Annotated in this window: 27 protein-coding genes; 6 read left to right on the plus strand and 21 right to left on the minus strand. The window is 60.6% G+C overall.

Going from position 1 to position 25440, the window contains the following annotated elements:
* Nucleotides 1-161: 161 nt before the first annotated feature.
* From BANT918_RS14695 to BANT918_RS14705, 3 genes are all read right to left on the minus strand, one after another.
* On the minus strand, nucleotides 162-470 hold the full coding sequence (locus BANT918_RS14695; RefSeq protein WP_101620966.1) for a hypothetical protein: 309 nt from the start codon (nucleotides 468-470) through the stop codon (nucleotides 162-164).
* A gap of 1188 nt (nucleotides 471-1658) precedes the next feature.
* Nucleotides 1659-3011 carry a hypothetical protein gene (locus tag BANT918_RS14700; RefSeq protein WP_101620967.1) on the minus strand — a complete coding sequence of 451 codons (1353 nt, stop codon included), beginning with the start codon at nucleotides 3009-3011 and terminating at the stop codon, nucleotides 1659-1661.
* The gene (locus tag BANT918_RS14705; RefSeq protein ID WP_324761576.1) at nucleotides 3008-5122 is read right to left on the minus strand and encodes an N-6 DNA methylase; all 2115 of its coding nucleotides are present in this window, start codon (nucleotides 5120-5122) and stop codon (nucleotides 3008-3010) included. Before BANT918_RS14705 ends, BANT918_RS14700 begins: the two co-directional genes overlap by 4 nt.
* Nucleotides 5123-5401: 279 nt before the next feature.
* Between BANT918_RS14705 and BANT918_RS14710 the strand changes: the two genes are divergently transcribed.
* Nucleotides 5402-5848, plus strand: a complete 447-nt coding sequence (locus BANT918_RS14710; RefSeq protein ID WP_145996995.1) for a hypothetical protein — start codon at nucleotides 5402-5404, stop codon at nucleotides 5846-5848.
* Nucleotides 5849-5959: 111 nt separating this feature from the next.
* Here the strand turns inward: BANT918_RS14710 and BANT918_RS14715 are convergent, their stop codons facing one another.
* From BANT918_RS14715 to BANT918_RS14780, 15 genes are all read right to left on the minus strand, one after another.
* Nucleotides 5960-8254 (minus strand): phage tail protein, encoded by a 2295-nt coding sequence (locus tag BANT918_RS14715; RefSeq protein ID WP_101620969.1) that lies wholly within the window; start codon nucleotides 8252-8254, stop codon nucleotides 5960-5962.
* Nucleotides 8255-8860: 606 nt separating this feature from the next.
* A complete protein-coding gene (locus tag BANT918_RS14720) occupies nucleotides 8861-9598 on the minus strand; it encodes a hypothetical protein (RefSeq protein ID WP_101620970.1) in 738 nt (245 codons plus the stop codon).
* Nucleotides 9599-9624: 26 nt separating this feature from the next.
* On the minus strand, nucleotides 9625-9864 hold the full coding sequence (locus tag BANT918_RS14725) for a hypothetical protein (RefSeq protein ID WP_101620971.1): 240 nt from the start codon (nucleotides 9862-9864) through the stop codon (nucleotides 9625-9627).
* 22 nt (nucleotides 9865-9886) lie between these two features.
* Nucleotides 9887-10237 (minus strand): hypothetical protein, encoded by a 351-nt coding sequence (locus BANT918_RS14730; protein ID WP_208618135.1) that lies wholly within the window; start codon nucleotides 10235-10237, stop codon nucleotides 9887-9889.
* Between the two features lie 6 nt (nucleotides 10238-10243).
* The gene (locus BANT918_RS14735; RefSeq protein ID WP_101620972.1) at nucleotides 10244-10696 is read right to left on the minus strand and encodes a hypothetical protein; all 453 of its coding nucleotides are present in this window, start codon (nucleotides 10694-10696) and stop codon (nucleotides 10244-10246) included.
* A 63-nt stretch (nucleotides 10697-10759) separates the two neighbouring features.
* On the minus strand, nucleotides 10760-10909 hold the full coding sequence (locus BANT918_RS17475) for a hypothetical protein (RefSeq protein WP_167389491.1): 150 nt from the start codon (nucleotides 10907-10909) through the stop codon (nucleotides 10760-10762).
* A gap of 202 nt (nucleotides 10910-11111) precedes the next feature.
* On the minus strand, nucleotides 11112-11381 hold the full coding sequence (locus tag BANT918_RS14740; RefSeq protein ID WP_009882724.1) for a hypothetical protein: 270 nt from the start codon (nucleotides 11379-11381) through the stop codon (nucleotides 11112-11114).
* 323 nt (nucleotides 11382-11704) lie between these two features.
* Nucleotides 11705-13336 (minus strand): YfjI family protein, encoded by a 1632-nt coding sequence (locus BANT918_RS14745; protein WP_167389492.1) that lies wholly within the window; start codon nucleotides 13334-13336, stop codon nucleotides 11705-11707.
* A complete protein-coding gene (locus BANT918_RS17260) occupies nucleotides 13333-13683 on the minus strand; it encodes a hypothetical protein (RefSeq protein WP_145996996.1) in 351 nt (116 codons plus the stop codon). Before BANT918_RS17260 ends, BANT918_RS14745 begins: the two co-directional genes overlap by 4 nt.
* Nucleotides 13676-14014 (minus strand): hypothetical protein, encoded by a 339-nt coding sequence (locus tag BANT918_RS14755; protein WP_101620976.1) that lies wholly within the window; start codon nucleotides 14012-14014, stop codon nucleotides 13676-13678. The genes BANT918_RS17260 and BANT918_RS14755 overlap by 8 nt, the downstream gene beginning before the upstream one ends.
* On the minus strand, nucleotides 14007-14240 hold the full coding sequence (locus BANT918_RS14760) for a hypothetical protein (RefSeq protein WP_101620977.1): 234 nt from the start codon (nucleotides 14238-14240) through the stop codon (nucleotides 14007-14009). Before BANT918_RS14760 ends, BANT918_RS14755 begins: the two co-directional genes overlap by 8 nt.
* The gene (locus tag BANT918_RS14765) at nucleotides 14237-14629 is read right to left on the minus strand and encodes a hypothetical protein (protein ID WP_101620978.1); all 393 of its coding nucleotides are present in this window, start codon (nucleotides 14627-14629) and stop codon (nucleotides 14237-14239) included. The genes BANT918_RS14760 and BANT918_RS14765 overlap by 4 nt, the downstream gene beginning before the upstream one ends.
* Nucleotides 14626-15417: a hypothetical protein gene (locus BANT918_RS14770; protein ID WP_101620979.1), complete on the minus strand. Its 792-nt coding sequence runs from the start codon at nucleotides 15415-15417 to the stop codon at nucleotides 14626-14628. The genes BANT918_RS14765 and BANT918_RS14770 overlap by 4 nt, the downstream gene beginning before the upstream one ends.
* 21 nt (nucleotides 15418-15438) lie before the next feature.
* Complete coding sequence (locus tag BANT918_RS14775; protein ID WP_101620980.1) at nucleotides 15439-15669, minus strand: hypothetical protein; 231 nt, start codon at nucleotides 15667-15669, stop codon at nucleotides 15439-15441.
* The gene (locus tag BANT918_RS14780; RefSeq protein ID WP_101620981.1) at nucleotides 15662-15868 is read right to left on the minus strand and encodes a helix-turn-helix transcriptional regulator; all 207 of its coding nucleotides are present in this window, start codon (nucleotides 15866-15868) and stop codon (nucleotides 15662-15664) included. The genes BANT918_RS14775 and BANT918_RS14780 overlap by 8 nt, the downstream gene beginning before the upstream one ends.
* A gap of 104 nt (nucleotides 15869-15972) precedes the next feature.
* On the opposite strand from BANT918_RS14780, the gene BANT918_RS14785 reads away from it, so the two are divergent.
* Nucleotides 15973-16662, plus strand: coding sequence for a hypothetical protein (locus BANT918_RS14785; protein ID WP_145996997.1), 690 nt, complete (start codon nucleotides 15973-15975; stop codon nucleotides 16660-16662).
* On the plus strand, nucleotides 16637-17752 hold the full coding sequence (locus BANT918_RS14790; protein WP_233430530.1) for a tyrosine-type recombinase/integrase: 1116 nt from the start codon (nucleotides 16637-16639) through the stop codon (nucleotides 17750-17752). Before BANT918_RS14785 ends, BANT918_RS14790 begins: the two co-directional genes overlap by 26 nt.
* Before the next feature lie 62 nt (nucleotides 17753-17814).
* Here BANT918_RS14790 and BANT918_RS14795 read toward each other — a convergent pair whose 3' ends face one another.
* The 3 genes from BANT918_RS14795 to BANT918_RS14805 all read right to left on the minus strand — a co-directional run bounded on the left by BANT918_RS14795 (nucleotide 17815) and on the right by BANT918_RS14805 (nucleotide 20552).
* The gene (locus tag BANT918_RS14795) at nucleotides 17815-19095 is read right to left on the minus strand and encodes an ISL3 family transposase (RefSeq protein WP_101620983.1); all 1281 of its coding nucleotides are present in this window, start codon (nucleotides 19093-19095) and stop codon (nucleotides 17815-17817) included.
* A gap of 34 nt (nucleotides 19096-19129) precedes the next feature.
* Nucleotides 19130-19438, minus strand: coding sequence for a hypothetical protein (locus tag BANT918_RS14800; RefSeq protein WP_208618136.1), 309 nt, complete (start codon nucleotides 19436-19438; stop codon nucleotides 19130-19132).
* 316 nt (nucleotides 19439-19754) lie between these two features.
* Nucleotides 19755-20552 (minus strand): DUF2249 domain-containing protein, encoded by a 798-nt coding sequence (locus BANT918_RS14805; protein WP_167389493.1) that lies wholly within the window; start codon nucleotides 20550-20552, stop codon nucleotides 19755-19757.
* A 52-nt stretch (nucleotides 20553-20604) separates the two neighbouring features.
* Between BANT918_RS14805 and BANT918_RS14810 the strand changes: the two genes are divergently transcribed.
* Genes BANT918_RS14810 through BANT918_RS14820 form a run of 3 tightly spaced genes read left to right on the plus strand, consistent with a single transcriptional unit; the run spans nucleotide 20605 to nucleotide 25378 of the window.
* On the plus strand, nucleotides 20605-21450 hold the full coding sequence (locus BANT918_RS14810; protein WP_208618137.1) for a helix-turn-helix transcriptional regulator: 846 nt from the start codon (nucleotides 20605-20607) through the stop codon (nucleotides 21448-21450).
* Nucleotides 21447-22613, plus strand: a complete 1167-nt coding sequence (locus BANT918_RS14815) for a hypothetical protein (RefSeq protein ID WP_208618138.1) — start codon at nucleotides 21447-21449, stop codon at nucleotides 22611-22613. Before BANT918_RS14810 ends, BANT918_RS14815 begins: the two co-directional genes overlap by 4 nt.
* The gene (locus BANT918_RS14820; protein WP_101620985.1) at nucleotides 22610-25378 is read left to right on the plus strand and encodes a multicopper oxidase domain-containing protein; all 2769 of its coding nucleotides are present in this window, start codon (nucleotides 22610-22612) and stop codon (nucleotides 25376-25378) included. The genes BANT918_RS14815 and BANT918_RS14820 overlap by 4 nt, the downstream gene beginning before the upstream one ends.
* Nucleotides 25379-25440 lie beyond the last annotated feature (62 nt).

Consider the following 25440-nt stretch of genomic DNA (forward strand, 5'->3'; position numbering starts at 1 on the left):
CACCGATCCCAAGATCCTGGCCCTACCCGGACCGGCATGGATCAACCAACCAAAGGAGGGCACCGAAACAGAGGCAGCCTAACCACTGCCTCACTCACCCTGGTACCGCTTGACTTGAAAAATTCCGGCCTGCAGCTGAGCCAACGTTTCTTCCCCGTTTTCTAGCTACCTTGACCGGGAATAAGGTTGCGCGCCTCTTCCGGATCTGTCGGGAATGCAATCTGATCTTCAGAGTATCCTTGTTCCCCCAACCTCATCGCCTCCATGAAGCCTTCTCCGGCCTCCGCTGTGTTCTCGTACTCCTTATCTGAAGCTCCACCTTCGTCTAGTGCCTTGGCAAGGATGAGAGCTTCTTTTGTGAGTACCAGCGACTCCCTGTGGCCGATGCAATCGGACCCCTCAGAGATTCCCCACGACATATCCTTGACCCTTTGGGCGTATTCCTCCGCGTATTGAGCCTTTTCACTCATGTCCGGATTGTCCCGGTCACCAGCTACTGTCAACCGCCATTCAAAGGCAAGCTGAGCAACTTCAGAGTTAGGAAAACATGGCTTAGCGGACCCTGTTGCATCCGTACTCGCTTGAGGATCTCCCCCGCTACAACCGACAAGAGTAAGCACACCGGCAACAAGGAGCGCGGGGACCGACTTCTTCATTTCATCATGACCTTCTACGTGACAGGATACAACTATGGTTACAGTATATACCTGAGTTCCGCAGGTTTAGTTACCCACCACCGTGTATGGAGAAGCGGTTTCCGGTAGCGGATGCGAAAGGGACTGATGCAAGGAGAGGTGACAATTCGAGTGTCACGCTGCGACTGGCTGTCGCCGAAGATGCGAGATTTAGTGTCGATGATGTACCAAGGTTGTACAGCACTTCGTTACACATGTGCTATCGCAAACCGCTCCACTACATCTGTCACGCGGGGTTTGTCCGCGGTGTCGAAGTCAAGTGTGGCCTGTCCGGGATCAGCCAGTTTTGCTTTGCCGGCCTCGACCAGAGTCGCGAGGCCGTCGGGCAAGTGGGCCGAGCCGAGGTACTCGATGTTTCGGTACTTCCCGCCCGTCTAGTCCGCGATCTGAACAGCCGTGGCGGCAGACGCGGTCGGCACCTTGCGCACGAATGCCCACGATACTGCTCAAATTAGTTACCCAAACATGAGCTAAGCGGTCCTCTGACCAGCACGAATAGGTCGAGAAACCACGAAAACCTCACGTACCTGTGCAAGTCAGGCCCGAGGGGCCGCTCTCCCACACCGACAGGCAGGAGATCGAACAGATATCCGGTGCCCGCTCTCAAATCGACGATGTCGTGGTCAGACAAGGCTTCGACAAAATTCTCGAGGAGCTAGAGGGGCCCTTGTCCCGACATGTACATGCGGATGGCGTGGTTTCGCAGAGCCATGGACAGCACCGCCGCTCAGAAGTTGGGACGGTGCCTATTTGTTCAGCTCGCACGAGAATGGCGCGAGAGTGAACCTGGCGTTCCAAAAATTGGCTGCAAGCTATGCTGCAGCAACACTTCGGCCCGCCGAAGCCTGGACGGACGGCGAAGAGGTAACTCGATTGCAGGAAGAGCGCGCCGAGCACGTCGAGTCGGTCGGCCTACACTACGCATAGATGTGGCCGTGGAGCCGAGGTGCCATCATGCCGTTCTTAAACTCCGAAACGCTGCAGCGCTGATTCCACCTTTTTGATCGCTTCTGTGCTCTTCTGTACCGACTCGGATAATTCGTTCCATGCCTCCTGGGCCATCTGTGCGTCGACCTCGTCGAACGGTGGAATCACTACCTTCTCGAGGTCGGACTCATAGAGCGCGTCTACGACTGAACCACACGCTAGTGCTGCGATCTGATGCTGGACGATGTCAGACGCCATAGAAGCCCAGATCCAACCAGTATGGTTTTCGTTCTTCGGAGCAGCCCGACCAACGTGGCCCGAGGCGAACCAGTCAGCTCTATCTTCCAACACCACGGACGGGTAGCCCAGGGATTCCTCTGCGCGGCCGTCAGCCTGGAAAGTGATCCAACCCTTCTCTAACCCGTACCCCGAGTTCTTGTCGACTGAGCGCGTGGCTATGTTCTTCGCGCCGACGACGTCAAGCTGAAGGATTTGTCGCCCTGAAAGGAATGGCACCCCTTCCTCGGGTCCGACGTAGTATAACTTTGGCCTACCGCCTGGCTTAATGACGTTGGCAGCATCCCCGAGTAGGCCCCCGCCATTATCCATGAGTTGCTTACGCACATCAGCTATGTGCTGCGAGTGGAAAGCCGCGTCGAGCCGAGTACCAATTTCGCTGGCTTTAACGGTCCAGCCGGCACGGTATGGCTCGACCGGCTCACTTGGGTATTTTTCGTTGACACGTTCTACGACGGAACGCAATTTGGTGCGTGCATTTCCACGGGTTTCGACGGCTTCCCGCATCAATTTGGCTACTTCGTTCTGAACCGAACTAATAAACGGAATTTCGACGTTTGAGACCTGCCCAATCGTGATGTGGTCGATAACAGAACCGTTTAGGTCTCCCCGAAGCAGGGCCTGGCCAGTCGGGGACTGTAGGACAGCCAGTGTATAGTAGCGGTCCATTTCGTCGGCAATGGTCACCCTGATCATGTCGTGTGACAGAGCGAACCGAGCCAGATAGTCATCAGCAATAGTGAGCGGCCCCAAGTTCCGGCCGGAACATGTCTGTAGCAGGTCACCTGGTTGGATCCGATATTCTTCCAGGTCTTCCGTGCGTTTGATCGACAGGCGGTCGGCTTCTGGCGGAAGAAATTCGAACACGTCATAAGGACGCAAGTAGGATATGTATTCCTCGCTTGGGGCAGCGTAGGCCCGTTTGAATCGTGCCGGAGCACGCACATTCGCGTAGTCGCCAACTGCTCGCAGGTCCACCTCGGCTGCATTTTTCAACACAACCTTGATGCGGACTGCGGTCGACGTGAAGTAGCGTGCGTCGATGCGATTGCCTTCGTAGAGCGCAGCTGAGCGGACGGGGGCGAGTCTCATCTCTGTTCACCTAGCCAGTTCCGGTAGGCCTCAGCCACCTCTGGCAGTTCATCGTCTACTTGGCGTTCGGTCACTTCGATCTCGCGGAGAACCTCACTACCGGACTCTTGGTCGATTTCGGCGATAGTTTCAACTCTTTTGATAAGTGCGTCCGATCCGTCCGCAGTTCGTCGCCAAATCACGCTGCCCCGCTTGTCGTGTCCGATCTTCTCAGCAACTGCCATGAATAGCGGGTAGTCCAGTCCGTCGTTCTCCGCGGTCTCCTCCTCATTGGACGAGAGACGGCGCATGAGGACCATTGAAGTCTGCGTATCGTTTCCTGGTTGGAACAGGTCGCGATGCATGTCCACCACAGCTAAAATTTGAGCCTTTCGCAAGATCCAATTCCGTACGTAGGCCGTGCTGGGGTTATTGAGTATGCCGTTTGGGATAACCATTGCCATCCTTCCTGTCCCGGGAACGAGCAGTTGGAGGGCTCTCTCGATGAAAAGAATTTCGGGAGGCTGAGACTTCTGTAGGACGCGGTTACCGTTCTTGTCGAGCCGAATCGACCACTTGCCGTCCATGTCGATGTCCCACACTGCCGCTAGGTCGTACTGAGAAAGCGTGCCTTCGTCGTCAATTGGAATTTTTGCACCGAACGGAGGATTTGAGACTATTACGTCGATAGAACCTAGCGTGATCGCATCGTGCAGTTTATTAGACCATTTATGAGGATTATCCAAAGTGTTGGCTTGGAATAAGCCGCCGGAGCCATCGTTATTCATGACCATGTTCATTTTCGCGGCCCGCACTAAAGCAGGATTTAGGTCGATGCCGAAGACACATTGACGAAAATATTCGTCTCTGCGTCGATAGAGTTCGTCGCGCTCGAAATCACTACCATGCGTTGGGTCTACCCACTGCTCACGCTCTGTCTTCTCGATGTACTCAAGTGCATGGTTCATTCCAGTAATGAGGAAGCCGCCTGTCCCACAAGAAGGGTCGAGAATTCGTTCATTCGGTTGTGGGTCAAGCATTGAAACAGCCATACGGCAAGCATTGCGAGGTGTGAAGAATTCCCCACGGTCACCGCGCAGGTTCGACCCGACGATCTCCTCGTAGGCGACGCCTTTTACATCGACTGGAGAACGGAGCAAAGAGAATCCTTGCAGCTCCGTGACCACGTACGCGACGACCTCGGACTTGAGATCAATGTCGGCATCCTTTGCGTCGAAGATGGTCGGGTATTTTTTGACTACGCGCTGCTGAAAAAGACCCTGGATGCGCTTCTTTGCGGCAGAGGCCACAGTCGCACTACCGCGCTCGGACGGTGTCGCGAAGAAGTTCAATTTCGGGGACCGCTCATCCTCAATTTTGGTGAAGATGAGCTTGAGTAGTTCCCAGAACGCCTCGGTTTTTTGTTTGCCCTCGTGAGCTGCGATGTAGTTGTGGCATCTTCGGAAAGCAAACAACAGGTTGTCCGCCGTCGCGACTTTGAGGTCCTTACGCTTGGGGCGCTGGGCATCTGCTTCGGCTTGACCAAAAGCTGGGATATCGATGATGTCTTCGAAGAACCACCCACCTTTGCCGTCGTCGCGTTTCGCGAAACAGAATCGGTCGGTGCCATTGGTCCACATGCCGTACTGGGCGTTGAGGCACGACGCCATGTAGGACTGTAATTGTCCGATGCCTTCACTTTTGTGGGTTGGCTTTATATCAGCTTTCTTCGTTTCAACGAGAATATAGGCGTTGGCCTGAGTATGATCGGTGCCTTTGTCGAAAACCATGATATCGACACGTCTCCGTGAAGATCCGACTCGGATAGAAAACTCAGAGGCACAATCCGATGGTGCGTATCTATATTGTCGGACGAGCGCCTTTTCGATATTTTGCCGAACGTACTCCTCTGGCGTGTCATTCACAAATTTGCCGGTGAGGAAGTCTGACACTTTGCCGTCTGGAACGGACCCGACAGGGACGACGGAAGGGGAGACCACGGGAGGCGCAATAGACACTCGGAAATTCCTTCTAAAGACGACATTTGAACGGCAGGAGGGCCCTTCGAGCGATCCGCGCACGGAGTCGCAGTTCCAGGCAAGTCTATCGTGAAGACTTTCTAGTTTCCGCACTTCCCGGATCTTGGGCGAGCTGTGACCGGGCCTGCAAGTCGGATCTTCAGTTGATCCTGGACGAGTTCGCCTGGCCGAGGATTGATTAATAAGTTTGTTACGGTGAGTTGACCCAGATCTCCCGTAATCTGATTGGTTTTGATTGTCCGTTATAGTTCACTATGTCTGACCTGCATAAACATGTGGTCCTTGATGGTCGGTTGGTGTGTTGTGATGACCTTTCTGCGGACTCTCTGCGGACTCAAGGCAGACCGAGCCTCGAGCATCTATGATTTCAGCATGTGTAGTGACCTGCCGCCGAAGCCAGATATGCCGCCTGTCTACCCTCGGCCAGATATAACCGCGGGCGCCGGCTTCGAGGACCTGCAGCGGCACGATGCCCTCCGAAGCCAGGCCGAGCAGGTGGCCGGCTACCACTTCACTGAGTGGGTGCCAGTGCTCGATCAGCTGCGCGCCGAGAAGCAGGACGATGAGGCCCTGGCACTGCTGATGGAGATCATCGCGGCTACCGAACGTGGTGTACGCTTCTCAGGCCGAGAGCCCGCCCCTGGATACACTCACCGGGCCGCTGTGATCCTTCGACGGAGGAAGGACTACCAGGCCGAGATTGACCTCATCGAGCGGTGGGAGCGCGCATGTCCCCCTGAGCGGCGCGGGCCGGGTGCGACTCAGGGGAAGCTGGCTGAACGTAAGCGCAAGGCGAGAGAGCTGCTAAGTCGCATTTGAAATGCGGGATGCACTTTCGCATTTGAAATGCGGAGGTCGGATTTCAAATCCGAGATGGATCTCGCGTTTGAAACGCTGACTGCGACCATCTTGCTGACGTCAGCAAGATGGTCAGATGTTCACACCGATGTAGGCGCTCGCCTTACGTGCGGTCTCCGACGTGGGCTCGGCAACCGGGTTGGTGATGTGGAAGTTGATGTTGCTCGTCGGCCCGGTGTCCTCGTCCAGGCCCGAGGCGCTGCTGCTCGGTCGAGTCATCCCGGGGATGCTCGGTGCATCGAACGCCGCGGCCTTCATGAGTGCATCGGTCTGTCGCACCACGTCCGACGTTCCCGATGCCATGCCGTCCGCGAGGCCCTCCGACATCGACTGACCGGAGTAGAACGTCCAGCCCTTGCCTGAGAAGGGGCCTTCCTTGGCCGGTGAGAACGGGAAGAAATTGCGAATCCGGTTCAGGCCATTCTTCACTGCATTGACCGCGTTGTTGAAGGCATTGACGATGCCGTCCTTGAAGCCGTCGATCATGGCCTTGCCGGAGTTGTAGAGCTTCGACCCGATGTTGCCGAGGGCGGACAGTGCCCGCCCTGGGAGTCGGCGGACGAAGTTCACAGCACCGTTGATGCCATTGCGTACCGCGTTCTTGATGCCGTTCCATGCATTCGAGGTCGTGTTCTTGACCCGGTTCCAGGTGTTCGTGATCCAGTTCTTGATCTGCTGCACCTTGTCCTGCACGGTCCGGACTGCGGAGATGATGGCGCGAGCTATAGCCATCTTGATCCCGTTCCACAGTTTCGCGGTCATCGACTTAATCATGGTCCAGGCGTCCGAGATCCAGTTCTTGACCTTGTCCACAGCATTCGTGACCGCAGTGATGATCGAGGTCCACACGCCCTTGATCTTCTCGATGATCCAGGTCCAGACGGCCGAGGTCACGGCCTTGATCTTGTCCCAGTGTCGAATGACGGCAGTGACCGGGCTCAGGAGTGCGAGGAAGTCGACGATGGTGGACCAGTTGTCCTTGATCCAGTTGACGACGGTGTCCCAGATCTCCGTGGTCTTGTCCTTGATCCAGGTCCAGGCGCCGGTGATGGTGTCGACGATCGCGTTGAACACGGTGACCGCGGTCGTTTTGATCCACTCCCACGCGGTGCCGAGCCAGTCCATGAAGTTCGACCAGATCTCTTTGCCCGTCTCGGTCTGGGTGAAGAACCACACCAGGGCAGCGACCACGGCCACGACAGCCGCGATGATGAGCACGATGGGGTTCGCCATCATGGTCAGCCATAGACCCTTGAGCGCACCACTGACGAGCATGATCCCCGCCTTCATGAGGCCAAGCAACGGGCTGATCATTCGGAACAATCCACCAAGGATATTGAGCGGCCCTGGGATCATCGCGATAACGCCGGCGATGGCACCGAATGCGGTGATCATAGTGCCAACAGTGGAGATTAAGGAACCGAGAATCAGCAGCACCGGCCCGGCTGCGACAGCGATGCCACCGATGACAACGATCGCCTTCTGGATGGGCGCGGGGAGTCCAGCGAACCACTCGATGACCGACTTCACGGCGTTGAGGACCTTCGCGAACACGTCACTGATGACCGTCGACGCCTCGGATGCCCACGCCTGCACCTTGTCAGAGGTCAGCCACCCGATGAACTCCTCGATGCTGTCCTTGGACTGCTCGAAGACTCCGCCGAGGAGTGTCTCGCCGATGATCCCGACCCAGTTCTGGACATTCTTCGCCATGCCCTCCCAGGTGCCGGCGATCTCCTCGGCCATGCCGCCATAACCGTCGTCGATGATCGCGAGGAAGTCATCCATCGACACTTCGCCGCTGTTCAGCATCTCGCGGAGGGCTTCCCCGCTGACCCCGAAGTGATCCTTCGCATTCTTGGAGAAGGCGGGTAGCCGCTCGGTCATCATGTCGAAGTTGGTGGCGGTGAGGTGCCCGAGGTCTGCGGTCTGGCCGAAGATCTTATTCATCTCGTCGAAGGAGCCAGAGCCGGAGACGACGGCGGAGTCCATGAGCTGGACGTACTTGGTGAGCTCCTTACCCTCCTTGACGCCTGCAGCCATGCCGTTGGCAGCGGCGAATGTGCCTTCCGCCATCGTCATCATGCCGCCCTCAAGGTCATTCGTGAGCTGGCCGGTGATGCGGTTGACGTCGTCGGTCGAATACCCGAGGCCACGCATCTGCGCTTTCGCAGTATCGAGGGACTTGAGGCGTCCCCAGCCGAGTGCGGCAGTGATGCCACCGACTGCACCGGCGGCGCCGACTGCGGGGAGAGTGATGCCCTTTGTGAGGCTTCCACCGACGTTGGAGATCTTGCTGCCGATGTTCTGGAAGGTGGAACCGACTGAGCTCCACTTCGAGGTTGCGGTGCCAGCGGCCGAGGCCATGCGGTTCACGAAGCCTGAGACGCCTCTGTCGGCTTTCGTGGAGTCGACGGATATGAAGGCGGTGAGTTCGCCAACTGAGAGAGCGATACGTCACCGCCTCCTTTCCCCCAAGTGTGAGCTGATAGGTCTACTTCCATTGTACCTGCACGAATGCACACTAAACGTTCCGAACTGTGCAATTACGCAGATATATCGCGTGCGCGTGTTTTTGGCTGCGCACCGTGCGCAACTCGTCCGCACGCGCACGTGTTTTTGCGACGGAACCGTTCCGACACCTCTAATCCGCGTGCGCGTGTTTTTGGGTTGCGGACGTACGGACGAGACTCGCGGGCGCACGTTTTTGTCGAAGGTTCCGTGACTCTCACCCTGTTATTCGCGTGCGCACGTTTTTGGTTTCGCACCGTGCGAAGTCTCTGTTTCCGTGCGCGCACGTTTTGCGTTCGACCCGTCCGAACGAGCACCGAGACTCCTTCATTCGCGTGCGTGCGTTTTTGCATCGGAACAGTTCGCAACAGTCTGTTCTGGGCACACGAAAGCGCCCCCTGCACACGTTCCACTTGGAGGTAGTCCGACCCTGGGGGGCGCTTCGCTGGTTAGCCTACCGGGTCACTCTGACACGGCGGCGGCACCCTCTCCGGTATCAGCCGAGGCGTTGGCGTCATGGTTGGCGATGAGGCCAGCACCACCGGACATGGCATGCTGCTCGGCCTGCTGGGCATCGAGGGCCGAGTGCAGGTCGGAGACGCCATTGACCTGACCAGCGACCGCCCGGTCGAGGTGATTGAGAGTGACCTCGGCGTAGGCGTGCAGACCTGCCGCCTGACGGGACTTTGCCAGGGCACCTCTGCCGGTGTTGCCTCCAAGATCGGCTGCGCGGTCCTCGACGGCTCTCTGCACGGCGGTGGTGTCCGGTGCCTCGTACTGCTGGCCTCGGCTCGTCCCTGCGGCCTGCTGGGCCTCGGCGTGGTCTGTCCAGAACTCGTTGATGGCGGCGAGCGTGGTGTCGTCGGCGCTGTCGATGATCTGGCCGATGCTCAGGCCCGCGTTGAGCTTGGTCTGCACAGCTTCCCACTTGGCCTTGGCCTTGGCGACGGTTCCGGCATTGTTCCAATCGAGCTTGGGACGGTACTTGTCGAACGCCGAACGATCATGGTCGAGGTACAGGGCCGAACGGTGGCCGTCGACCTCCTTGCCGTACTTGGCTCGCACTCGATCGACGAGGAGCTCGCGCTGCTTGCTGAGGCCTTCGTCCGTGAGGTCGGGGTTGGTGTAGTTGCGAGCGGCGTGGAGCTCGTCGCCGAACGCCTTCGCTGTGGCGCTGATCTGCTGCTTGCTGGTGTTCATGGTGTTCTCTCTTTCGGTGGGGTGGTTCAGTTGGTGTGTTCGCCGAGCCGGTGCGGTCCGGGGTCTGGGAGGCCGAGGCCGATGACGTGGGCACGCCACGCTGAGTAGGTGGGCCATTCGTCGGGTAGGCCAGGATTGACGACGAGGGGGCCGTGTGGGTCCGCTTCTCCGGCGTTCGATGGTCCGAGGTAGTCGTCGGGCCTGGGGTCTACGGCACCGTCTCGGAGTGGTGTGCCTGTTCGGTCGGGTGGTGGGTTCGGGGGCATGGGCGTTTCCTGTCTTTGGGTTTTACAGTTGCTTTCGGATTGCGGCGGCGACGATCTCGCGGATCGTGCCCTTACTGCTATTAAGGGGATCCTCGAGGTACTTGGCTTTGCGGCCCTTATTGTGCCGGTAGTGCATCGACTCGTGCTGGTCGATCGCGTACTCGGTATCAAATCCGACCGCAGCGCGTGCGACGTTGCCGTTGAGTTCGTTGGCGGCGCGGCCTGACCGCTCAAGGGTGCCTTCCTCGTGCGGGACCTGCTTCCTTGCCTCACCGAGGACATGCTCGGCTGCGAGTCCCACACCGCGCTGGGCGGCGTCGTTGATGATCGGAATGGGGTCCTTGCCGGGGTTCCAGCGAACATTCTTGCTCATGGTTGTTCACCTCCTTTCGGTGATGCCGAGGTTGCGGGCCAAGACTGACCGCGGTTCGGTCGCCCGGGCTTCGAGTGCCTTACGGCGTTTGCGGATGATTTCGGACATGTGATCGCCGAGAGCGCCGACGATCCGATAGCGAACCCGTCGTGAGTAGCGTTTCTCGACGTACTGAACCTTCTCCTCGAATGTGCCCGGTGAGTTGATGAAGCGGTCGATCTTGTCCTGCACGTCGGCCTCGTTGAGCGGTGGCAACTTGTGCCGGTGGACGATGGGCCAGAAGGTGGCATCGTCAACATCGACGATCTTGGGCCACGTGCCGGCGATGGTGTGCAGCTGATCGGCGATGGCGGCGACATCGTAGTCGACGTAGATGATGCCGGGGGCCTTCATGAGGCGCTGGTCGACGTGGCGCTCACCTCGGCGGCGACTGTCGACGGCATTGGGGTCACGGTTCATGAGGTTCGGTTTCCTCTCGGTGCTTGGTGGGGTTCTGCGGTTTGTGCGGATTGTGCGGCGTGGTCATGGCTCTCGCGATTGCTTGCCGGCCGGGTGTCGGTCGATCGCTGCGGTGCGCTTCTCTCCGCAGTCGAGGCAGAGGCGGGTGTGGCGGTCGACGAAGATGAACACGCTGCCGAGGAGCTCTCCACATGCTGTGCAGTTGACGATCATGAGCACTCACCGCCTGCGATCAGGAACCCCACGTTTACGTCGATTCGGGGTGACTCCAAATAGCTGTGATCCAGGGTCGAGTCTCGGTGAGATTGTGCGCGTTGCTCGTCTGACCAGGGGATATGGTGACTTCCCCCGGTCGGTGGATCTGATACCGAGTCACGCACCCCACGGTCACTCATCTCTTTGCTGAGGAAACTGGTCATGATGCCTCCGATGTTGAGCGTGTCGGGTGCCAGCAGCCGAGCAGCATCGCAGTGCTGGTTCGGTTGCCTGACACATAGCGGATGTGGTCGTACATGTCGTGCCACCCGTTCGGGCACTGGGGGTACCAGCGCGAGTGCAGTGGTGTGGTGGTCAGGCACGGATAGCAGATGAGGCGGTGGTCGTCGGTGACGTTGTGCCCCTCGTCCTGCCCGATGACGCGGTGGCAGGCATTGCAGGTGAAGGCCGGAGCCATGGACATGCTCATCACATCCCCGTCCGGATTGCTTCGGTCCAGACGTTTCCGCACTGGCATTCGTAGGCGTAGGTGACCTCGTTCATCTCGGGCCAGGGCTCGGTGTCGTAGGGTCTCGTGGGCGTACTGCACGATGGGCACGGTGCTGGGCTGTCTGTGGTCATGTCACATCTCTTTCCTGGTCTCGGAGGAGTGAAGGGTGATTGGTTCGCATGTCGGGTGGTACTCGGTGGCGCCGTCTGTCCTCCACAGGGGGAGGTTGCACCGGAAGCACCACCTCCCGGTGCGCGGCCAGTAGCATCCGTTGTCATCGACCCATGAGGTGGTTGGTTTGCTCATGAGGCTTTCCTCTCGTCATCGAGTCCCTGTGTGTAATTCCTATGCGCGGAGGTCGCCGCAGAATCCGCAGAACCCGCAGAACTCGAAGACGAGTGCCGAGCAGAGACCTCGAACGCCCTCGGATGAGTGACAAATCGCGGTGACCGCCGACGGCCGGGACCTTGAGGGGCCTCCTGATCTCGCGGAACGAGCCATCCGTGATCGAGCAGCGTGTCCATGGGCTCTGCCATGTCCGCCATCTTCGGGAACCGTGAGCGTGACGACTTCGTGAACAGGTCCCGTTCGGAGAACTCGTGCAACCCATACCGCCTGATCGTGGTCAGCAACTCCTCGGCCTTCGCGTTTTCACCCTTGGCATCCATGAGGTCGAACGCGGCAAGTGCATGGATGGCGAAGTAGTCACCGATGCGATCGGCTGCGTCGACGAGATCCACGGCCACGTCCGTACCTTCCCGGCCGTCGGCGAGATGCAGGATGCCAGCGATACGTGCCACCGCGCCACTGAGCTTCGACCCCCACCCTTTGATCCGGAGACTACCGAGGGCGCCATCCTGACGTAGGCGGCGCTCGTTCTTCGCCTGCACCTCTGCGAACCGGACACGAGCGTCCTGGTCGAACCTGAGGAACGTGGTGTGATCGTCGGGGGCGAACGTCCGCGCCAACGTCCGCATGCGGTCCTGGTAGCGCCCAGCAACGTCTCCGGGCACTGGTACGGGGTCAATGGTCCGATAGCCCACGAGAGAGTCAGGGACGGCGTACAGGAAGCGTTCCAGCTCGCCACGAGACTTCTCCACAGACGTCTGGCCAATCTGCCGGAGCACAGACGGCTGCACAGTGAGCACGAAGGTGAGAGTGAGGCTGTCGATGTGCTCAGACTCCCGGCCTTTGCGGTCGACGGTGAACGAGTCGCCGGCATGACCGCGGAGCAGCACTTCGAGGTTCGAGATACCGGATGAGTACCGACCAGCGAAGATGTCGAAGATGCCACCCTCAGCGGCAGCGATGGCGAGCCGGCCACCCTGAGACGCCGCGATGCTGCCGATGGCTTCGGGCGTGGCGTCGTCTGCGAGGATTCGAGGAAGCACAGGGACGGAGAACTCAGCAAGCTCTCGTGCCGCCTGCAGGTATTCAGCTTCGTTCTCAGCGCTGGGCTTGCCGATCGCCGCCTTCTTGAACCGGCCGAGGTTGCCCTCCTTGATCTCTTTCAGCGCCTCGGCTTCGGCGATCATCGGACGGGCAGTCTCAATGAGCTCCTTCTCGACTTCCCGGATGGGTGATGTGATCGCAGAGAACACGGCAGACTTCCGGTTTCCCGGCTCCATGGCGGTGACAACGTACAGGCAGAGGGGTTCGGTCCATCCGGTGGACGGTTGCACGGTTGCACGGCCAGCAACGCACGCGGCGAGGCTTCCCAGTGCGACAGAGGCGGGCATGTCGATGGGGGTCTGCGTGGCCTCGGCGAGGGTCGTCACGTAGTCAGCGATGACCGGCGGCAGGGAGTCGATCGGGAACGTCGGCACTGCCGGTTTCTGGTGCAAGGGGGTCGGCTCTGGCCATGAGTCCCGTGGGATGGCTTCGGGGCCCATGCTTGCCAGTTCCTCTGGGCTGTAGTTGAAGACGTCTGTCATGCTGCTGAATTCCTCTGCTGATTGTTGACGCGTTCGCGGCGGGCTCGGGCATCCCATTCGTCTCTGCGAGCCTTCGCGTCGACCGACTCGATAAGCTGCTTGATCCATGCGCGGTAGTCGCTGGTGTCCATGTGTTCGTCTTCGAGCTCCCGGCGTCGGTAGTCATCGACGATGCCGCGAATGAATGCCGCCTCGTTGGTCTTGGCGCGAGCCAGGGCCGAGTTCCAGCCGAGACGATGGCCCGCTTCGTGTCCCTCGTCGAATCCCTGCCGGTAGCCGCTGACGATGGCGAACGCGACGTCATCCCACGATGACGGGACGGCGGGGAAGGGCGGGTGCTCAGCCATCGGCATCACCCTCGTCCATCCCGCTGATGGTCTCGTGCCACCGTTGTCGAAACGCTGCCTTGGACTCGATGCCGTTGCGCTCGATGAAGTCGGTATAGCTACGGATGATGGTGAGCAGTTGGGAGACGGTCACCGCGACGACTGGACGGATCATGTCGGCTGGCATGCCTTGGAGGTAGGGCATAATGTCCTCGATCTGTGCGACGTCGTCGCCGATGAGGTCGATCATGCCGAGGAAGAATTGCTTCTGCACCTCTGCCATTTCCGTGGCGTCACCGATGCCGACGATATGGCCGTCCTCGTCGTAGGTGAAGTAGATCTTGTCAGACACCGAGCGCCACCCCTTCGCGGTTGGTCTTGAGCCGTGCCACAAGGTCAGCCCGTCCTGCACGGTAGGCGGCGCGATGGGCTGCGCTGAGGGACGGGAACCCGGCGCGACGAACGGTCATGTCTGCCCACACTTCGCCAAGGCTGAGAAGCCATTCGAGAGTCTCGAACCTGTCGTTGGCGCACTGTTTGCAGCCAGGATGGAAACCGAGGTGGAGGTCGCAGTTCATGCTGGCTCACCACCGTTCGGCATTGGCCTGAACACGCGGCGCGTGGATGGGGTCAGGTGCGTCATCCCGTCCTCGTCTTGGATCGGGACGGTGCAAGACTCGTCGTAGTAGACCGGCGTACCGTCCGAGTAGAAGCGGGCCTGCTCGTAGGTGTTCGAGTGAGGAACCTGTGACACAACGACGGGGCCGGACAGCTCGGTCAGCCGGTAAGACACCTGTGACTGCAGCGCCTGGTGCATGGATTCACGGACGTTGTCGAGCATCTTGAGCAGGTGCCCGTCTTCGTCGACGTCGTAGTTGATGACCAGATCCTCGGCGACGTAGTCCAGAATGTCGATGCCAGCGAGGGAGACGTGCTTGAGAGCGTCGAGTGGGGTTGGAGTGCTCATGCTGACACCCCCATTTCGTTGATCATGGTCTCGATGCGATCGGCCTGCTCGATGAGGAAATGGCCGAGGGCACGTAGGTCGGTAGGTTCCGAATGGAGGGTGACAGGCTCGAATTCCGCCCCTTCCTTGATTTCAATCCAAGGCATGATCGTCGCGTCGAGATCTTCCTTGTAATCGGCGTGCTGGACGATGACTTCGAGTCGGGACTCAGCCTTGATGGTGTCAGTCTTGAGATGTTCGGTCTTTGCGGAATGTTCGATGAGCGCACTTGTGTGCATGGCGAAACAGTCGCCGTCGTTGACGCACCATTCGGGATGCTCGATCTTCTCGTTCACCTCTTCGAGCTCGCCTGTCAGGTCAGCGCTGAAGAATACTGTCCGATTGTTCGGTAGATTGCCGAAGACGGCAGCTCTGGCGATGAACCTAACCATGTAGTCCTGCTGGCTCGGCGTGGGCTCCTTGATGGCAGGCACCGTGAAGTCGAGGATCTGGATGGCGCTATCCCAATGGATAGTGACGGTCTTGGCGTCGTCGTCGAGGATGGCCTTCTGGTGGATACGCTCTTCGGGCGAATCGTCATACTCAATGCGTGTTCCGAGGTCGGTCTCGCCGCCGTTGATGATGGTCAATGACTCAACGAGTTCATCGACTTCGCGGTCAAGGACGCGGGTGCACCAGCAGGTCTCGCCGATCGGGTGATGAACGCCGGCGCACCTGTCATCAGGGCAGTGGCATTCGGTCTGTCCGTGGTCGACTGTAGTATTGGTTGTATCGTTCAGGGTGTTCATTTCTGGTTCCTTCCAGAGTGTTCAGGCGGCCTCGGTGCGTGACTTCTTGGCGGGAGTCGCACCGGGGTCGTTCTTTGCGTGGCGGGTCCGGCATACAGAGCCGGCGCGGGCGGTCAGGGATTTCGGGTCAGAGATCGCGGCGCCGCAGTACTGGCAGCGGGCCGTTGCGACCATTCCGACCGAAGCCAGAAAGTCCTGGACCTCGGCGAGATGCTTCTCGTATGCCTTCGACGGCAAGATCAGTTCATCCATGGGGACCACTGCCCTCGAACTGGGCCTCAACCCAATCCCTGACTTCGGACTCACGGAACATTCGCCGACCAGAAATCTTCGCGGACGGGGGCGCTGTGCCCTTCTGGATCATGAAACGAAGGGACGCGGGGGTTCTGCGCAGGATCTCTGCGACTTCGTCGATGTAGAGCAACCGTTCAGCAGTGGGGACCGCCTTCATGTTAACCTCTGTTTCTAGTAGTGCGTTACTGACATTTCTAGTATGCACACATTTCGAGAGAAATGCAATGACCCGATAATGGATTTTCTAGTACACTGATGTGCATGGCTGAATCCTCAAGCTCGCGGCCCGACGACCGGGCTATCGGTGAACTCGTGAAATCCGCACGGGGGAGCACCGCCCAGACCGCCGTCGCGAAAGCGATGAAGGAGCTCGGGCACAAGTGGTCACAGGCGACCGTCTGGGCTGTCGAGAAGGGTGACAGGGCGTTGAAGCTGGCGGAAGGTAGAGACCTCGCCATGATCCTCGGCGTGTCCGTCCTGGACTTGCTCGAAGATCAAGCCGGCTCCGATGCGTATGTTTGGACTCGCCGCGAGCTTGCAGAGGGGGGTCGCAGCGCCGACCAGCTGATAGACGCGCTCGTAGAGTGGTCGGCTAGGCGAGAGAGGCTGTTCAACGCGGGCAAGTGGCTCGAGGACCCAAGCAACCGCCAGCAGATACCTGAATCCAAACGCGATGCCTTGAGCCGGGAAGTGCTCGACTTTGCCAACATGACATTGAAGGACATAGTCGACGTTGTCCTATCTAACGGCTGGGACAACGGCAGAATCGAAGATCTAGCCACGGGCGAAGAATCGCCAGTTGACATGGAGCTGGCCCTGGATATTCGTCTCCTTCGCGACGACTGGAAGCAGCTACCTGATCCCGAGAACGATGCGCGCCACCAGCAGATGATGGAAGATGTATTCCGCAGCACGGAGGTGCGCGATGGCTTCGATCCAGAAGAGAGCTAACGGCAAGTGGAGGGCGCGCTACCGAGACGCCGAGGACAAAGAGCACGCTCGGCACTTCACCCTCAAGCGCGACGCTGAACAGTGGCTCGCCACAGTAACCGCTTCTGTCGTTCGTGGTGACTACGTCGACCCCAAGGCCGGCATGGTCACGTTCAGCCAGTTCTACAAGTCCTGGTCAGCTCGGCAGGTATGGACTCACGGTAGCCGGGACTCATTCGACCTGATCGGGTACGGTTCCACATTCGGCAACGTCCCGCTGCTCAAGATCAAGCGCAGCCACGTCGAAACCTGGATCAAGACGATGACGAATGCGGGGCTCGCGCCGCAGACGATCGGCAACAGGCTCGGCCTCGCCCGCTCCGTCTTCACCGCGGCGATCGGTGACCAGCTCATAGCCGTTGACCCAACCCGCGGAGTCAAGAAACCGCGCAAGCGGCATCGAGAGTTTACGATGCGGATCCCGACCGGAGAAGAGGTGAATGCGCTTCTCAATGCTGCTGATCCCTACTTCCGGCCGGCGATCATCATGGGTGCCTTCGCGGGCCTGAGGCAGGGCGAGATTGCCGGTCTGCAGTTACCTGACTTCGACTTCCTGGGGCGGCAGGTCTACGTGCAGAGGCAGGTGCAGCGCCGGTCGCCTCATCCCATCGAGATCAGAGCACCGAAATACAACTCCGAGCGGGTCATCTTCCTGCCTCAGTCCGTGCTCACCGAAGTGTCGAAGCACCTGCAGGAGTTCGGCACCTATGGCGAAGACCAATGGCTGCTGATGGGTAAGGACGGCGGGCCGATCTGGCCTCGACAGTTCGGTTATCGATTCGAGGCCGCAGCGACAAAGGCGGGCCTCGATGTGAGCTCGCACGATCTCCGGCATTTCTTCGCATCGGGTCTGATCGCCGCCGGCTGTGACGTCGTGACCGTGCAGAGGGCGATGGGCCACAAGTCGGCCAGCGTCACCCTGGACACGTATTCGCACCTCTGGCCGTCCGCAGAAGATCGGACTCGAAACGCCATCGAGTCGGTGTTCGCTGAGACTCTCGCGGACCCTGTGCGGACTGCGGAGTCACAAACAGGCACTGACCTGCACTGATGCATCAATCCGAAGAGTTGACCCAGATCTCTTCGACCCGCGGGTCATCGAAATAGGGCTCTTCATAAATAGGGCTGTAGGAGTCGGTCCATTCCACCAGCGTGGAGCAACGATCGGATGAGGTAATTCCCTCGATTGCGGAACCCCAACGCGATGCCGCGCAGATGCTCCAACCTTCCATTCAACGCCTCAGTAGGCCCATTCGACGTTCCCGGATGATCGAAATACGCCAGTATGTCGGCCCGCCGGCGCTGGAACGTCGTCCGAAGACTGCGTAGCTCTTTCAGCTCGTCCGGGATCATTGCGGCCAACTTTGTGATCAATCCGGCCATGATCGCCTTGCCCTTCTTCGGCGCGGCAGCATAGGCCCTGATCGTGTCTTGGTAGAACTGCCAACACACCACCAGCGCAGCATGCTTGTCAGCGGCGAAGACACTGTTCAGGCGACGTTTTTGCTTGTCGCTCAGGAGCCCCACCCGGGTGCGGATCGTTTTCCGAATCCCATACAAGTCGTCACCCGACCGGCCCCGATGCCCATGGATCTCGGTTTGGAGTCTCCTCCGCGTTTCATCAAGCTTGGTGCCAACGAGAGCAACAACATGGAAAGGGTCCATGACCGTCGTTGCCTCTGGCAGCACGTCAGTGGCAGCTTTCTTGTACCCTGCGAAGGCATCCATCGCGACGTGATCGATGCCGTCCCTGAACGCATCGGGCTGGTCTGATAGCCAGTTGCTGAAGGCTTCAGCCGAGCGGCCGGGGACGATGTCGATCAGTCGTGCCGGCCGGGATGTGAGATCAACGATGACAGTCACCCACCGGTCGATGCCGCGGTGGGACCAGCAGTGCTCATCGACGCCGATCGTGGACACACCATCAAGCCGCGAGGCGTCAGCGATGAGGAGTTTGCGGCCGAGGTCGAGGACGGCTGAGCACACGGTGTTCCACGACGTGGCGAGGTTCTTTGCGATGACGTGGATGCTCATCTTGTCGATGACCACGGACTTCAGAGCCCATAGACGTGCAGTACGGGAAAGTTTCGACCGACCGACGCAGGCCTTCGCTGGTGACTGTGCCCACCGCTGGTGGCAGCTAGGGCAGATGTAGGTGCGGACCCTGATGGCCAACGTCACCGATGTCAGCCCGATCGGAGAGTGGATGAGTTTGCGGATCCTCGTCGATCGGACCAGTCCTCGTTGTCGGCAGTCGGGGCAGGAATCGTTGTGGCCGGTGATCAGGCACAGCACGGTCAGATGCCTGCTCGTGTGGTGTTGTCCGATCGCGGTGAGGCCGAGTTCGGGCAGGGCAAGTGCGGTGTCGAGGCAGGGCGGGGTAAAGTTGTACACGAGGGACCTTGGGTCGTGATGGAGTCTTGAACACCTACATCATTGCATCCAAGGTCCCGTACTTTTTCGCCCCCTGGCTCGGGATCCGCCCCACCGCCCTATTTATGAAGAGCCCGAAATAGTCCTGCAGTGCACCGAAGCCCGAGAGCTGATTGTCAATGGAACGAAACGTTGCTTCCTTGTCTTCCAAGGGCGGAAGATCCGCGACGAGGCTGCGTTCGTCATACTCAGAGATGACCGTGCGAATGACCTCGCGTGAGCGTTGCATATCGGCGCGAGGGTCCACATCGAGGTCTCTGATCCTCTTGTGCACTTCGCTCTTGATGACCTCGGTGGCTTCCACGTTGAACCCCTGGCGGACAGAATACGAATCATATTTCTCACAGCTGGATTTGTTTTTAACCTATCTGTAGTCGAATGAAGAATCCAGTGAATTTTCGAATCTGTGGATAACTCTGCACACGAAGATCGAATGCCATCCGTGTAGTTTCGGAGTCATGCGCGCGAGTCGCACTGTTTGCAGTTCCACGCCGGGCGGTATAGATTTTCATCACTGCTGCGCAGAACTTCTGCTGAGGTCTCGCGCCCCATAGACCGCGCCACCGGCGGGATGACTTGATCTCCCGCCGGTGGCGCTAAATTCTTCTCCTCCCTCGCCTTCAGGCGCGGACGAACTTGAGGCGCCAAGCCTCGGGGCCGCGCTGAAGGTAGTCGACTGAGAAGCCGCCCGAATAGCGCTGGTCGATCTGAGTCAGGAGTGGCAGGGGATCATGAGGAGCGAAGAGAACCATCCCATTGCCGGCTGACACCGAGTCAAGGGCGCCGAAGACGGTTGCGTGGCGAATGGCGTGCGGAACGGTCCGCACATCCAGTTCCGGGTATTCAGGACCAGCGGATTCTCCGCAGGTGCAGCTGTGTGCGCAGTCGCCGGTCTGCTCAGATGCGCCAGAGTCGGCATCGGCGTCCTTGCCGCCGGCACCAGTGTCGGCCGATGTCTGGGTCCAGAGCTTGGCCAGAGACACACTTGATTCACCTGCCAGCAGTAGGACGAGGCGTGTGGTCACATTGTCGGCGTGCAGGTCGAACACCGACCGAGCGGCCTGGGCGCTCCCTGCGGCACGAACGGCATCCGCGGCGCCTGCGAGGTCTGCGAAGAGGGAAGCGAGGACATCGGATCCGGCGTCGATCGCCTCGGCGAGTGCGCGAGATTTCTCGAGCTGCTTAGCCGCGGTGAGGATATGGGCGGCCTCCGCCCGCAGTGCGCTCGTCACTGAGGCTTGCGCCCAGGAATTCAGGTCCTCGCGAGCAGTCACCCAGGACTCGTCTTGGCGGGAGACGGCAGCGACGAGAGCTTCGACCTTCGCCGCCATGGCGCCGCAGCGTTCGGCGTAGTTCTGCTCGATCTCTGCGGCGACCTCGGCCTCGGCCTCATTGGAGGTGAACATGACATTGCTCATGGAGTTCTCTCTTTCTCTGCAGACTTGGCCATAGTTTATTACAATTAGAACCGTGAAAATAAATCGCGCCTCCGCCAGGGCTGAGAGCTCCGCGCTGGGACCCGGTCCTGCCATTCAGACAACAGGACTCTCACCTGCCATCGCGGCCGTGCTCGAGCACCTCAGCGCCCAAGCCGAACCCGTATCGATCGGTGCACTGTCAGCGATGACTGGGCTACATGGGAATACGGTGCGCGAACATCTGGAGGAGCTCATCGCTGCCGGCTACGCAGCCAAGGAACGAGCGCTCTCACAGGGAAGGGGCAGGCCCGCATGGCTCTACTTCGCCACGGACACAGCCGCTGCGGCCGGCGCTGTCGAATACGCGGGCCTGGCGTCGGCGCTGGCCGCGCACATCCACCGCACCAGTGACTCGCCACGTCTCGACGGCATCGCCGCCGGTGTCGACTGGGGCCGCCAACTGGCCGCGGATTTCGACGGCGGCGAGCCGAGCAGCCAAGAGCCGAGCAACCACGAACGCACCACCAGTACGGCCCGAAGCCAGACGATTTCCCTGCTTGAGGACCTGGGGTTCGCGCCAGCGGTGGTCGCTGACTTCGCAACGAATTCTGAGCCCGAGGCGAGCGCTGGTGCGGGTGCAAACACAGTCACCGGCGACGCCGACGCTGCGGTCGGAGGTGCAGGGGATGCCGAGGACTCCATCCGCGTGAGGCTGACCCGCTGCCCGCTGCTCAGCGCCGCCCATCAGTACCCCGACATCGTCTGCGGCGTTCATCTCGGTCTGGTGCGCGGCGCCTTGGACGTCTTCGGGGATCGGGATTCCGACAGCGAGCTCGAGCCCTTCGCCGAACCCGGAGCCTGCCGACTGCATCTGCAACCACGGAAGGAGTCCCAGTGATCCGCCGTCTTGCCTTCCTCGTCCCGGCCGGCCTGTCGCTGCTGGCCGGACTCGACGCGGCACTCATGCTGCTGGGGCTGTGGGCCCCGGTGGCGGGGGAGAGGTTGCCGGGCACCCATGGAATCGTCATGGTCTTCGGCTTCGTCGCCACTCTGATCTCTTTGGAACGCGCCGTGGCACTCGCCCGAGCGGCCGGATTCCTTGCGCCCGCGCTGCTCGGACTCGGTTCGCTGGCAGTGCTGTCCCCACTGCCGCTGGTCATCGGACAGCTCGGGCTCCTGGCGGGCAGTCTTGCCCTGGCCGTGCTCTACATTCCTCTCTACCGGCGGAACTTCGACGAGGCCATCCTGGTCCAGGCCCTCGGTGCGGTACTGGCCGCGGGTGCGGCCCTCATGTGGCTCGGCGGTGCCACCGTGCCGACATTGATCCCCTGGCTGGCCGGATTCGTCATAATCACGATCGCGGCCGAACGCCTCGAACTCGCACGGATCACCATCGCCTCCACCGCCGTCCGCGGGTTCTTGGCACTCATCGCAGCAACGGCCCTCGGCGTGCTCTCCTCCCTGCTGTGGCCCACCATCGGCTACCCGCTGTTGGGCGTCACTCTCCTCGGACTGGTCTCCTGGCTCCTCATCCACGACGTCGCCTCGAAGACGGTCACCGCCACCGGTCAGACCCGGTTCATGGGAGTCTGCCTCCTCGCCGGCTATGTGTGGCTGGTCGTCGCCGGTCTGGTCTGGCTCCTTGCCGGGCCCACCGACGGGCCCCGGTCCGATGACGCGGTGGTCCACTCGGTCTTCCTGGGGTTCGCGATCTCGATGATCATCGCCCACGCCTCCGTGATCCTGCCTGCGGTGCTCCGGATCCGTCTGCCCTACAGTCGCGGCTTCTACCTTCCGGTCCTCCTCCTCCACACGTCGCTGGTTCTACGGATCGGCCTCGGCGATGGCCTCGATCTGCACTGGGCCTGGCAGCTCGGCGGGGTCCTCAACATCGTCGCCCTTCTGGGATTCGCGATCCTGGCCGCCACCTCCGCGATCACCGCCTCCCATGCTGCTCGCACCACCAGCAGCCACCAGGGTGGCGAGCGCAAGAACCGCGAATCCAGTGCTGAACATGACAACGACCTCAGTTCGTCGGCGCAGCCGGACACAACGCCATGAGCCCTCAGATCTCGTCACCCGATCCGCAGAACAGGCCTCGGACAGGACCGCTGGAGCCGCCTGCGGCCCGCGGACGGTGGCTCATCCGTGATCTCCCCGTCATCGTCTGGCTCGTCTTCCTCCTCGTCGTCATCGCCGCCCACCCGGGACTGCCCGTTGCCAGATGGCTGATGATCCACCTACTGGTCCTCGGAGCGGTCAGCCACTCCATCCTCGTGTGGTCCAAGCACTTCGCCGAGGCGCTCCTGCACACGCCGTCGACAGAAGCCGACAGAAAAAGTCAGAGCCGACGTCTGATCCTGCTCAACGGCGGCACCCTCATCGTCATCATCGGCATGATCGCCAGCGTCTGGACGTTGGTCCTCGTCGGTGCGGCCGCGGTGGCGGGTGCGGTGATCTGGCACGGGCTCAGCCTCTGGGCCCAGGCACGCACCGCACTGGCCTCACGGTTCGCCTCGACCCTTCACTACTACCTGGCCGCCGCGGCCATGCTCCCGATCGGAGTGGTCCTCGGCGTCATTCTGGCGTTCGGGGTCGGTGACCCCTGGCACCTCCGCCTCGTCGCCGCCCACGCCCTGATCAACCTGCTCGGCTGGATCGGGCTCACTGTGGTCGGCACTCTTGTGACGCTTTGGCCGACGATGCTGCGCACAAAGATCGTGCCCGGCGCCGAGGTGGCCGCCAGGCGAGCTCTGCCGATCCTGTCCATCGGACTGGCAGTGACACTCGCCGCCGCACTGTTGAGCCAACCCTGGGCGGCGGGCATCGGGCTCATCGCCTACCTCGGCGGGATAGCGCTCATCGGTCGTCCCTTCGTCCTCGCCGCGCTGGCCAAACCTCCACGCGAATATCCGACATTCTCGGCAGCCGCGGCCATGGTCTGGCTCGTCATCTGCCTGTTTGCGACCACATGGGTGTTCTTCACCTCTGAGACCTGGACGGAGGCCACCCAGGGATTCACCTGGCTGGTGCCGGCCCTGGCAGCGGGATTTGCAGCCCAGATCCTGTTCGGGGCACTGTCCTATCTCCTGCCGGTCGTCCTCGGTGGGGGACCGAATGCCGTACGCGCGGCCACCATGGAATTCGCTCGCTTCGGGACCCTGCGGATCACCATCATCAACGTGGGCCTGGCGATCTGCCTGCTGCCGGTCCCCAGCTGGGTGAGAGTGCTGTGTTCCGGACTGGTGGCATTGGGGCTGGCCGCGTTCCTGCCGCTGGTCTTCCGCGGAATCAGAGCCTCTCGCCGGGCGAAGAAGAACCCGCCGGAGCCGGTGACTGGCGACCGAAGGGCTCAGGTCAGGGCGTTGAAAGAGGAACGTGCCGCCGAGCAGAAACAGGTCAGTCGAAACAACCTGGCGCTGGCAGCGGCGGGACTGTCGGCGGTGCTTCTCGCCGTTGCCGGCGGTGTCGCCATCGATCCAGCTTCGACGGCTGCGATCAACGAAACGACCGCCTCGGCGGGGGCTGCTGCCACAGGCGAGACGACCCATGTGCGCGTCGAGGCCAAGGACATGCGATTCACACCCGCGACGGTCGACGTGCCCACCGGCGATCGTCTGATCATCGATCTCAAGAACCTCGATGACGAGGATGTCCATGACCTCGTGTTGGCCACTGGTCAGGACAGCGGCAGACTCGCTCCAGGCGAATCCACGAGTCTTGACGTCGGCATCGTCGGTGAGGACATCGACGGGTGGTGCTCGATCGCCGGTCACAGGCAGATGGGAATGGTCTTCGGCATCAACGTCACCGGGGGTTCGTCCCCAGCAGGGGCCGACAGCTCGAGATCCAACAGCTCGGACGCGATGCCGGGAATGGATCACGGCGGTGACGCGGGCGGAGATTCCACGCCTCGAAACGGCACAGACGACACAGGTTCGGCCGCTGCGGATGTGGACTTCCTGGCAGATCCCGGCGCGGACTTCAGTGCCAGGGACTCCGAACTGCGGCCTGCTTCCGGAGGGGTGACTCACAAGGAGACCTTCACCGTCAGTGAGGTCGAACGGACCGTGGCCGCTGACATCCGACAGAAGCTGTGGCTGTTCAACAAGACTATGCCCGGACCCACACTGCGCGGCGATGTCGGCGATGTCTTCGTCATCACGCTGGTCAACGACGGATCGGTGGGACATTCGATCGACTTCCACGCCGGCGAGTTGGCTCCGGACAAGCCGATGCGCACGATCCCTCCGGGTGAGTCGCTGACCTACACCTTCAAGGCGACCCACAGCGGCATCTGGATGTATCACTGCGCGACCATGCCGATGTCATCACACATCGCCAACGGAATGTTCGGCGCCGTGATCATCGATCCGCCCGACCTGCCGGCAGTCGACAAGGAATTCGTCCTCGTCCAGTCGGAGCTGTACCTGGGCCCGCAAGGCGGAGTCGTCGACTCCCAGAAGGTCCGGCGTGAGGAGCCCGACGCCGTGGTCTTCAACGGCGTCGCCAACCAGTACGACCACGATCCGCTCACCGCCCGTGCCGGGGAGCGGGTGAGGTTCTGGATCCTCAACGTCGGCCCGAACAGATCGAGTGCCTTCCACATCATCGGCGGACAGTTCGACACGGTCTACAAGGAGGGTACATATCTCATCCGCCCGGACAATCCGGAGAAGGGTGCGAGTCAGGTTCTCGACCTCGAGACGGCACAGGGCGGGTTCGTCGAACTCGAATTCGCCGAGGAGGGGCATTACCCGTTCGTCTCCCACAAGATGGTCGACGCCGAGCGGGGAGCTCACGGGATCGTCGACATCACCGGGTGAGGCATCCTCCGGCGTCCGCATTTCGGATGCAGAATTCTCACTTCTACGCTATGTAGAACGTA

Source organism: Brevibacterium antiquum CNRZ 918, assembly GCF_900169145.1.
GTDB classification, from domain to species: Bacteria; Actinomycetota; Actinomycetes; order Actinomycetales; family Brevibacteriaceae; genus Brevibacterium; species Brevibacterium koreense.